General features: G+C 54.3%; 8 protein-coding genes and 1 pseudogene. 6 read left to right on the top strand and 3 right to left on the bottom strand.

Translation table 11 applies throughout. The features are described from left to right. The first annotated feature begins 90 nt into the window (after positions 1-90). The 5 genes and pseudogenes from I2H19_RS09375 (at position 91) to I2H19_RS09355 (ending at position 6,697) form a co-directional block, all read left to right on the top strand. Complete coding sequence (locus tag I2H19_RS09375) at positions 91-996, top strand: hypothetical protein (RefSeq protein WP_195622499.1); 906 nt, start codon at positions 91-93, stop codon at positions 994-996. Then, entirely contained in the window at positions 993-2,837 is a 1,845-nt protein-coding gene (locus tag I2H19_RS09370; RefSeq protein ID WP_195622498.1) for a serine/threonine protein kinase, read from the top strand. Before I2H19_RS09375 ends, I2H19_RS09370 begins: the two co-directional genes overlap by 4 nt. Positions 2,838-2,840: 3 nt before the next feature. Continuing rightward, entirely contained in the window at positions 2,841-3,779 is a 939-nt protein-coding gene (locus I2H19_RS09365; RefSeq protein ID WP_195622497.1) for an FHA domain-containing protein, read from the top strand. A 327-nt stretch (positions 3,780-4,106) separates the two neighbouring features. Further along, a pseudogene (locus I2H19_RS10130) lies at positions 4,107-4,373 on the top strand (methyltransferase); the annotation flags it as partial. Positions 4,374-5,068: 695 nt separating this feature from the next. Beyond that, the gene (locus I2H19_RS09355; RefSeq protein WP_117564924.1) at positions 5,069-6,697 is read left to right on the top strand and encodes an ATP-binding cassette domain-containing protein; all 1,629 of its coding nucleotides are present in this window, start codon (positions 5,069-5,071) and stop codon (positions 6,695-6,697) included. 886 nt (positions 6,698-7,583) lie between these two features. Here I2H19_RS09355 and I2H19_RS09350 read toward each other — a convergent pair. From I2H19_RS09350 to I2H19_RS09340, 3 genes are all read right to left on the bottom strand, one after another. Next, complete coding sequence (locus tag I2H19_RS09350) at positions 7,584-7,763, bottom strand: hypothetical protein (RefSeq protein WP_147324165.1); 180 nt, start codon at positions 7,761-7,763, stop codon at positions 7,584-7,586. Positions 7,764-7,793: 30 nt separating this feature from the next. Continuing rightward, positions 7,794-7,997, bottom strand: a complete 204-nt coding sequence (locus I2H19_RS09345) for a hypothetical protein (RefSeq protein ID WP_124785779.1) — start codon at positions 7,995-7,997, stop codon at positions 7,794-7,796. Positions 7,998-8,166: 169 nt separating this feature from the next. Continuing rightward, the gene (locus tag I2H19_RS09340; RefSeq protein ID WP_195622496.1) at positions 8,167-9,525 is read right to left on the bottom strand and encodes a radical SAM/SPASM domain-containing protein; all 1,359 of its coding nucleotides are present in this window, start codon (positions 9,523-9,525) and stop codon (positions 8,167-8,169) included. 516 nt (positions 9,526-10,041) lie between these two features. Here I2H19_RS09340 and I2H19_RS09335 point away from each other — a divergent pair. Next, the gene (locus I2H19_RS09335; RefSeq protein ID WP_195622495.1) at positions 10,042-10,524 is read left to right on the top strand and encodes an FHA domain-containing protein; all 483 of its coding nucleotides are present in this window, start codon (positions 10,042-10,044) and stop codon (positions 10,522-10,524) included. Positions 10,525-10,639 lie beyond the last annotated feature (115 nt).

Genomic DNA, 10,639 nt, shown 5'->3' with positions numbered 1-10,639 from the left:
GGCGCCTTTAGACGCGTGCCGGAAATCCAAGGGTTATACCCTAAGAGCAAACCACCCCTTTTAGGGGTGGTTTTGATTGGAGGAGAACGCATGCGGCCCGGTGGCACTCAGATAAAGCGCGGCGCCGCGGTGCGCATGCGACGCCGACTGGGCTTGGCACCGCGGGCGTACGCACTGCTGTCGTGCTCGCTGGTGCTGGTCATAGCTGGCGTTTCTGCCTATGGCATGACCGTGCCGTCCATGATGCAGGCGCATGCCGCACGCGAGCCGCGCGTGGGGCATGAGGTCAAAAGTGATCTGGGTACCACGACTGGATATGCTTGGGCAAGTGTGGTCGCGCATATTGTGTTTGGCACCGACGATGCGGATGGCGCTGAGGCCCCGGACAACGAAGTTACGCTTGCCAATGGCAAAACCATCGTGCTCACCAACACCAAGATCATCGATCGGTTGTCCAACAATAGCGTGGCGGCAACGGTGAATAAGGTCGAGCAGCAGAAGGAGCAGGACGCCCAGCAGTCCGGAAAGCCCGGTAGCTCGGATACATCTGGCTCCGGCTCGGATTCATCGAGTTCGGGCGGCGGCTCTGGGCCGGGTTCCTCTACCGGAGGGTCTGGAAACGGCGGCTCGACGGGCGGCAACACTGACAACGATGCAAACTCCGGTGGCCTTTCCGCTGCTGAAGAAGAGAGCATTCACAGTTGGCTTGTGACCAAGTACAACATGCTCGACGGCTATGTTTCTCGTGCCAATGACGTGGTCTCGACCTATAACTCTACGGGAGATCCCAGACCGTGCGACAGCCTGGTCGGGGAGATGTTTGTTATTCGAGCTGAGTTCGGTCGTCAGACATTCTCGCCCCGGTCAAAGTGGTATCAGCAGTATGCCAATCTGTGGGGCTGTTACACCAACCTATGTCAATGGGTCGGCCATTACGGCGATGATGACGTCGCGCTCGGTAACTTCAACAATAACGTGGCGGCGCTTGCCCTATGATGACCGATCTTGCATCCACCACACCACAATCGCTCGGTCGCGATCCCATGGTCGGCCTGCGCCTGGCGCGTGTCGACGGGTTTGAGCCGGCCATTGCGCTCGGTCAGGACGAACTGCCTGCCTATCTGCGTCGTTTTACGATGCTGTTTGCCGACGATGCCACCATGCGCCGTGGCGGTATCGGCCGCGTGACACGTGCCGTCAACGCCCAAGGCGAGGCCGTGGCACTCAAGCAGCTCATCTTGCCGACGCGCGATGAGTTTGACGACGATGCCGCTCACGAGGCGCTGGTCGCCAAGTTCAAGGCGGCGTTTCGCGAGGAATACGAATGCCATCGCGCCCTTTCGGGCCTTAAGGGCTTTCCCCGCCTCTATGGCTGGGGCGAGGTCGACGGTGTGCCTGCAATTGTCATGGAATGGGTCGAGGGCGAGACGCTTGCCCGCTTGCGTTCGCGACTCGCCGTGGACGATGCCGGACGCCTGTCGCCGCTTGTGGCGGCGCGTCTGGGTCGCGACCTGTTCGATCTGCTCTGCCGTATGAGCCTGGTGGGTGAGGGCTTTGTCCATCGCGATATCTCGCCCGCTAATATTATGGTGCGCACGGCGCGTCTACCGCTTGACCGGCAGCTTGCCGAGGGCACCTTTGACCTGTGCCTGATCGACTTTGGCTCGTCGCTGGCGCTTGAGCCTGCGTCGGCCGTGGCCGGTACCGGCGGCAAGGCATCCTTTACCGAGCGTTATGCCACGCTGCGTCGCGCGACGGTTGCCTATGCCCCGCCCGAGATGCTCACCGACGATATTCCCGATCTGCGCGCTTTGCGTATGTCGCCGGCGATCGACGTCTATGCCGCGGCAAGCACGGTTTACGAGCTCATTGCCGGCGTCGCGCCATACGAAGCCGCGCCGAGCACTTCGGGCACCTCGGGTTCGCGCAAAAAGACGCGCGACATCGCGAGCCCCTACCGTCTCAAGATGGACACGCGGCCCGACTATCCCATTGGTGCCCATGCGCCCGGTTGTGATTTGACTCAGCTGCTTCGTCGTGAGCCCGATGTGGCGCTCGCCGCGGCCGAGCAGGCCCAGCAGCTAGGGCTTGAGCCGGATTCCGAAGAGCTACGCGATGCGCTGGCGTTTGTCGATGCCCAGCTGTTCGACGTGGTGATGGCCTGTCTGTCCAGCCATCAAAAAGATCGTCCCGAGCCGGCGGCGGTCGAGGCGGCGCTCTCAGCGTTTTGTGACCACTATGCGCAAAATGTCGGCCGTTCGCTCCGCGGCGAGCCGCTCACGCCGTGCCCCATGGATGCGTCTGGCCGCGCGGTTCGTCGCGCGCTGATGGTCGGCGCGACGGTCGTCTGTGGCGTGGTTTGGGCTGTGGTCGTGGTTTCGGCCGCGCTGCTGGCGTCGGGCGCTCGCGTTACGGCGACTTTGGGATCGCTCGTGTGGTCTGGGTCGCTACCGGGTATTATTGCCGCACTGGCGTTGGCGCTGCCAGGCATAGCCGGCGTTGCCGCGGGGGCACTTGCGCGCGATCGGCGCTCGGGCTTCCTGCAGGGCGTGCTTGCGCTTTCTGCCTGCGAGGTTCCGGTGCTGGTTGTGGCTGCATGTAGCGTATTTTCCCAACGCGCCGTGATGGGCGGCCTTGTTGCCGCTCTGGTTGCAACCTATACGCTTACGTGGTTTTTGCTTGCGATGGGCTTTGCCTTTGAACTTCCCGTTTCGGCACCGCGACGCACAAAAGCCCAGATGGCGACTCCGCTTGCCGGTGGAGCCGCAGCTGCCCGTACTTTTGACGGATCTGTTGAAGTATCGTCCGATTCTATTTCTACGACCAAGGAGGCCTAGGTCATGGCATCTCAAGTTGAGCTCACCCCATGCGGGGCCATGTTTGACATCTTTAAGCGCGCGGCGCATCTGAGCCATATCGAGCTGTGCGGCCTGGTGCTTTCGTCCCGTCCGCTCGCCGACGGCCGCAGCCCGCAGAGCCGAGCCGCCGATCGCTCTTGGGTTTCCCGCTTTATCGTTCGCGCGCCGGTCGGCACGCTTCAGCAGCGCTACTTTGCCGAATACGGTACCTCGGCTGCGCGTATTATGTCACAACTGGCCCTGCGCCAGCGCAATCCCATGGACTCCACGGCTGTGATCAATATGGTGTGCGGTCCTGCAGGTGAACCGATGGTGCGCGCGCTCGAAGAGTGCCACCAGGACACGAATCTCTATCGCAACGCGCTCGATCGCCTGTCCCAGGCGGCGGAACTCATGCCTGCCGAGCGCGCCGAGGCCGTGCTGGTGCTGTTTATCGCCGTCGGCTGTTCGGCGGATGTGCGGTCCTCGGTGAACTATGCCATCGACTACGCGCACGCGACCTGTGGCGGAGGCACTTCCACGCCGCGTTCGCTTGGCATGTCGCTGACCGCGGGCGAACGCGAACCCGCCCCGGCGCACCCCTTGGGCTTGCTGCGCGTACAAAACAGTTTTGTCGTGAGCGCCCCGCGCTGGATTCAGCCGAGTGAGCAGGGTGTTGAGATTGGCGCGCTGGCCACTGGTGAGGGCGATATTACCGACGTCGGCGACGATGTCTCGGCCCGCCATGCCCATATCTGGTGCGATGCTCAAAATATCTGGCACGTCGAGGACTTGTCGTCCACCAACGGAACCGTGGTGGTAAACGGGGCCACGCGCGTCTGCATTCAGGTCGAGCCCGGCCGTTCCGCCCAACTCAATCCCGGCGACGAGCTCAAGCTCGGCGAATCCACTACCTATGCCATCCTGCTCGGCGCCCTCTAGCCGGCAGTTAGGGACGTTCCTTTTCTGCCGGCACTTGGGGACACTCCTCGGCGCGCCAGAGCCGGTCGCCTGGGGATGGAGAGGCCATTTTGGCCCTTGGCGGTCAGTCGGGGCGAAACTAGAAGATCTTTCCGATTCGCGGCTGTTCATGCTTGTAGAGCATCTAAAACAATAGGATGTTATTCTGGAATATGCCGGGTGCGTGAACTTGCCTGTCTTAGCCTTAATAAGGTATAGGGGAGTTTGGCTCAGGGGTTCCGTCTTGTTCTTCAGCGCAGTATTGTGGGACAGATTTGCTGAGATTGGCGCCTTACACCGCAGAGCGCACGGAAGGCTCTCGATTTGTGTTCTGGCCCCAGAATACAGGGCCTGATACTTACCAACTGTGGCATGGATGTAACATCTGTAGAAATCAACCCTTTTGTTGTCGACCTTTGTAAGAAAAACACTGCCATCAACTCTTTGGATGACGAAACTAGGGTGCTTGAGGGGAGCCTTTACTCCCCTCTGAGAGATGACTCATGTTTTTCGCTTGTCGTTGTGAATCCTCCGTTACTGCCGATTCCGGATGAGATTCCTTATCCCTTCGTTTGAGATGGAGGACAATCGGGTCTGGATAAAACACTTCGTATTCTTAAGGGTGGCGATACGCATTTAGAGAAAAACGGTAAATACTGCTAATAGGGGTGACGACGATGGTGCAGGGGCGACCCGCGATGCTCTCATCAATACGTCGGATACTTGGGAAATCAGGTCTAGATGCATGTATGATGATGCTGTGTGGCTATTCAATTAATCCGCGTTCCGAATGGGTGCAGGGTATAGCTGCGACATCGTATGCTTTTGACCCGGCGCGATACTCAGATATTTCTGAGGCGGTTGACGAAGTTTATACGCACTATGCCGCGCAAGGCGTTTCGGAAGTTTGCACATCTACGTTACGGGCTTAGGTTTCTTCAAGCGAGCAGGCCGGTTGCGTTATTTCGAGCGATTTTTCTAGTCTAGACGACAAAAGGCAAAGGATTTGATGGGTATAAAACGCGGACGTTTGTGGGCGGATGCTCAAATCTATTGTGGCAATCGGGCGGTTGAAAAAGATATTTCAACCGCCCGATTGCCAGGTTCGTCGGAGGAGATGTCCGATTCCGACTCTCTTGTAGGAAGAGCTTGAGATCGTATTGGCCCAAGGCAATCTTAAAGCAGTCTCATTGGCAAATCTTCGCTCCTGTTGTGTTGAGGTGTAAGGTATCAGTGATTGATGTTTTGTGGCGGGTAGATTGGGGCCTTCCTTGATTCGATGCGTTCTCTCGAGGTTCATCAGAGCAAAAGGGGCTTTCGTCTTCATTGCTATCACGGTGATTGGAACCGCTCTCTCCTATGCCATGCCATACGTGAACGGGAAATTCTTAGATTTTCTTCTCGGTAACCGCAGCGAAAGAGACGCCGTACTCTTCGCGCTCCTGGTTGCGTCAATAGGAGTTTTCTCCACCCTCTTTACTTATTTTGCAGGAACACTTTCCATTCGCATAACCACGAGACTTTCCTTTGATCTTCTCAGGGAGGCCGTCTTGCGTTTTGAAAGAGACGATTACTTGGTGAGTCGGACCATCGATCCAGCCTATACAACGCAACGGATTATTTCCGACTCCAGCGTGGTCTCATCCTTCGTTTTGGCGAATTTTATCAGTGCGCCGCTGTCCATTGTAGCCATTCCCATCGTATTGCTTATCATATGGTCAATTGATTCAACTCTCGCGGTGTTTTCCATCATTCTCCTCATCGTGTATTTCTGTGTAATTACTGGGTTGAGGAAACTTTTGTATAGGGTCACGTATGAGAAGAAAGAGGCGGACAGCGCCTTTTACGCCGCAATTGCATCGCAGCTTAATCAGATTCTCAACATTCAACTGACATCTTCGTACGGCAAGAGCGAACAAGCGCTCGACGCTGGGTTTAAGAGCTATTTTCCCAAAGTTTTGCGCTCCGGAAAGCTATCATATTCTCTGACATCGCTCGATGGTCTTTTCGCAGCGTTGTTTCAAGCGGTGATACTTGTTGTTTCCGGAGTACGAATCATTAACGGAACTATGTCAATAGGCGAGTACACTATCATCGGTACATACTTCGCGGTTCTCTTTAAGACTTTGAAAAGTATGATGTCATTGTTCAAATCCTATCAAGATGCCAAAGCATCATGGGATAGGACGGCTATCGCGACGAGAGAAAAGGAGAGATCGGGGTGGAATCGGACCGATTTAGCTAAACTCGATGAAATAAATGACATTTCGGTATCTGATTTGGAATTCTCGGTTGCCCTTCCAGACGGATCTGTCCGAGAGGTCCTCGGCGGGTTTTCTTTCAAGTTTTCCGGTCCTGGAACATATTGCATAGTTGGGGAAAACGGAAGAGGCAAGACGTCACTTCTTTACTTGATGCTCGGGCTATACTCATCGAAAGGCAAAGTAAAATACAACGGCGTGCCAATCGAAGAATGCGACTTGGATTACATACGTGCGAGAGAGATATCGTGCTGCCCACAGTCGTGCTTCGCGCCGGACGAAACGGTGAAAGAGCTGTTAGAGTATTTCGACACGCCCTTTTCTTCCTATCACCGGGGTGTAGATGGCCTACTTTCGCTGGAAAACAGCGTGAAGGAGTTGCTCGGGAAACGTTGCTCCGCGCTTTCGGGCGGTGAGCTGCGCCGAGTGTACTTATGGTCGGCGATTTCACGCAAGTCGTCAGTTTTGGTACTCGACGAGCCCACGACTGGGTTAGACGCTGTAAGCCGCGCCGAGCTTGCGGCCTATGTTAAGCGCAACAAGCAAAGCCAGCTGATCATCGTTGTCTCTCACGATGACGAGATGGTCGGCGCGGTAGAAGGGGTAGTGGATTTAGGCAGCATGTACCAGGGTAAATGATGACAAGTGTAGTGCTACCCAACTGGCAGAGATAACAAAAAGGCGATGCAGATGCACGTAGCATTCAGGCGGTTCGGACTCGGTGCCTTCACGCCATCGCAACGCTTTCAGATATAGTTCTCGTTCTCTTACTGAAGGAAACTTTAGTCTACGTCATCTTGTCGAGACAGAGGTGAAGCGAAGTGTTGTCGCGACGTATCTTATTCCAGGTGGCTCAGTATCAGCGTGAGAATCGCACCAAAGTGTACTTACGATTCTCGTGTCCCACGGACAACATGAGCTGAGCATTGAGGTTCCACCCTTTGCTGCAACTACACGGGGTTGGACGGCAATGAATATGCCGGGCCGCGTACCACGCGCAGCGGGGGTCCATGTCCCAGTATGTTGCCTACAGCAGCCTCGATGTCCACGCACACATCATCTCTGCCTTCGCGTTCAATCCATTTGCCGGAGAGTGCGAGGGTTGCCAGGCCGTAGAATTCGAGCCGAACAAATGAAATGCGGTATCAGCGCATAGGATTAAACTGACGATTGCTTTGCACTGAGAATACGCTTGGAAAGCCGCTATGGGTGGCGGCCCGGGTTAAATAGAGAAGCCCGTCCGATCACTTTCATGTGGCGAACGGTCGGGCTTCTTATTCCACTTGCCAATGCTCGGCTCATATTGGAAGAAAGCTACGCTAATGTTTGCGTGACACTCCTATTTTCTCCGAAGAAAGAGTCGGATAATGAAGAATAGAATTAAAAAAGGTGCCAGATATAACGCAAGTATAAAGGCTAATCCAACGAGACCTTGCAATAATGGCATAACTCCTCCCAGACACGAGATTTTGGTATTTGTTCCCATCTTATTCTGAATTGGACCAAATAGTTCCTAGCCACAAAACTACTCGTCAACTGGATCGCACCAATCTGCTGGCAAAACACAGCTTGATTCTTTATCGACATAGCACCAATCCGCAACAGGGCACTCGGCGATGTCGTAAAAATTGCATATATCAACTCCAAGACAACAAGGCTCAACGGGAGGATGTTCATTTGAACCAACAGGATGGATATGCTTCATAACAGCTCCTCACCTTAATCCAATTAGAGACTACGTTTGATCAATGCCACAGTGATCTACAACGCAGATGCTGCCGCCATCCATGTCATAGTCGCAGTAATCGTATGCACCACAGCCATCTGCTTTATCATAAACAGTACAGATGTCAGTAATGCCCAAGAGGCAGTCAAAAGACATCGGCTTCACGCCTGCCTCGTCGCCACTTCCTGGATTAATCGGATGAATATGCTTCACGACTACCTCCCTTTGAGTGCAGAAAAACCTCAATATTGTGTATAACAAACCAAGATGTCTAGTTCACCATATTTCTAGAATGGTTTCGGCGAACGCAGCAATAAGCTTCGCAGACGGTAATCAGAAGAACGAACACCTCCACAATGGTGACAGCAATGCGCTGAACCGCTTATTCCGATACAGTAGCTTCTCGTTGATTTTTCTCCTGCGAAGATGAGTGGCGGGAAATAAGGTCAAAAGCCATCTCGTAGCACATTTTTCTATATTCACATGATGCAGGGTGTAGACTCTTGGGCAAGTAGCCGTGCTCGTCTGCAGCCTCCCAGCTACAGCCCCCACCACAGAAAGACCGAGCCCAACAGTCCGTACAGTCAATTCTTTTTTCGACACCCTGACTCCAGTTTTCAATATACCTAGTTTCGTCAATTCCGGTGACGATGTTGCCCATTTTGAATCGCATCATCCCGACAAACCTGTGACAGGGGTATACGTCCCCTTCGGGAGTCACGGAAATAAAACGCCTGCCAGCCCCGCATCCGACAAAGGCGATCCTGTTGCCCATAATCAAATCAACTGCAGTTTTCAATGTTCTAAACAAGGGCTTTTCCCCTTGATCAATCTGTTTGAGATATTGATCCGCCAAATCTATTAGGCCCGCCCTGATTTTGTTTAATGAGTGTTCGTCGAGTTTGATATTCTCATCGAATGAGCTCACGGGCGAGAAGTAAATCCTTCTGAAGCCCATCTCTTTAAACTGAAGATAGTCTTCAACAAGGTTACAGTTATTATTTGTTAAGGTCGCTCTTGCGCCGAAGGGGAACGACTCGGAAAAACGACGAACGTTTTTGTCGATATCGGAGAAAGAGCCGCCTCCCGTCTTGTACGGGCGCGATGCATCGTGCTTGCATCCTGTACCATCGAGACTAATCAGAACAGAAAACCCGTGCTCCTTGAAAGAATTCACAGCAGTGTCACTCAAAAGCGTTCCGTTGGTCGTAATAGAATAGGTAAAGTTTCTATTGGGGTATATTCTTTTTGAATAGTCGACCGTTTTCCATATCAGCGGCTCGTTAATCATGGGTTCCCCACCAAAAAAGACGATCGCAAGCGTTTCGTTTTCCGATGAACTTGCGACGAGGTAGTCGACCGCCTTGAAGGCTATCTCGTCTGTCATCAGCAGAGGAGACGTTCCATAATCTCCTTTACCGGCAAAACAGTAACTACAACCAAGGTTGCATGCATGTGAAACGTGGAGTTCGATGGATCTAAGTTTTCGAGGCGTGTCTTTTGTTAAGAAAGTCCGCTCAGACAATCGTTGATACTCATCAATGTCGTCTTCAAGTTCTGCTATGGTCGTTTGGTCGTAGCCTTTCGCAGCAAGTGACTTTGTTAGCAACTTCGAGTTGACCGTTCTTCCCGATGCTTCAAATATGCGAAGCGCATCTTCTGATGCTTGGTCAACCTGAAAGCAATTGCGAGTGACCTCATCGAAGCAGTAACGACGATCACTTACTGAGAAAAAATGCATACGTTCCTCAATTTCATGCTGGACTGGCACTAACCTTGTTTATTGTTGCGCAGCTATAAAAAACCACCAGCGGGGATTCGGTGTGCGGCCCAATCGGACTCCCAAAAGGTTCTATTTGAGACTGGCAAGCTTTGTGTTGTTGGCACTTCGACAGCGCTCTTTATTCCAACATGGAGCCTCGCAGTTTGAGTCGAGTTGCCTCTGGAAGGTCCGATCTTAACTTGATTTAGGATGAAAACAGATTACAGGCGCGCTCCTCTAGAAAGAAAGGAAACCAATCGCTGCCTTTCACCAGGAAAGTTTTTATAGCCCACCTCGAGCAAAATGAAAGATGCGAGAGCGATTGGGGAACAACGCGAATCTCCCCTTTTGGGTGGGAGCGAGCCTTCAGCCACCGGCGAACGACTCGCCCTGGTCAGAATCTGGAAGTGGTGCCGGGCCGCTTGGGCCTCCCCGGTGACTTCGTGGGGCTTACCTGCCTGACGTCGAGGAGTACATCCGCAAGATTCGTTCCCTATGCCGTTTGCTCTCACGCCCGCCTTAGTTCCAAGTCGGGCGAGCCGCCGCGCTCATGCGACCCGTGGCGGCGACACGTCGACGCCGCGCTCGCTGAGCACATCTTCGGTCGCGGGCGAGCACGAGGTCGCGCCGGCGCATCCGCTGGGACTGCTGTGCGTGCAAAACGGCTACGTGGTGAGCGCCCCGCGCTGGATTCAGCCGAGTGAGCAGGGTGTTGAGATTGGCGCGCTGGCCACTGGTGAGGGCGATATTACCGACGCCGGCGACGATGTCTCGGCCCGCCATGCCCATATCTGGTGCGATGCTCAAAATATCTGGCACGTCGAGGACTTGTCGTCCACCAACGGAACCGTGGTGGTAAACGGGGCCACGCGCGTCTGCATTCAGGTCGAGCCCGGCCGTTCCGCCCAACTCAATCCCGGCGACGAGCTCAAGCTCGGCGAATCCACTACCTACGCCATTCTCTTCGGTGCCCTCTAGCCGGCAGTTAGGGACGTTCCTTTTAATATGAGCAGGATATTGTCAAGAGGCAAAATCGGGCCTGGCCCCAACGATATGGGGTCAGGCCCTCTCCCTATATCAACCCGTCCGCGGC

This window comes from Collinsella aerofaciens (genome assembly GCF_015560135.1).
GTDB classification, from domain to species: Bacteria; Actinomycetota; Coriobacteriia; order Coriobacteriales; family Coriobacteriaceae; genus Collinsella; species Collinsella aerofaciens_AN.
Note: the sequence above shows the minus strand (reverse complement) of the source record. Positions and strands in the feature narration are given on the sequence as shown.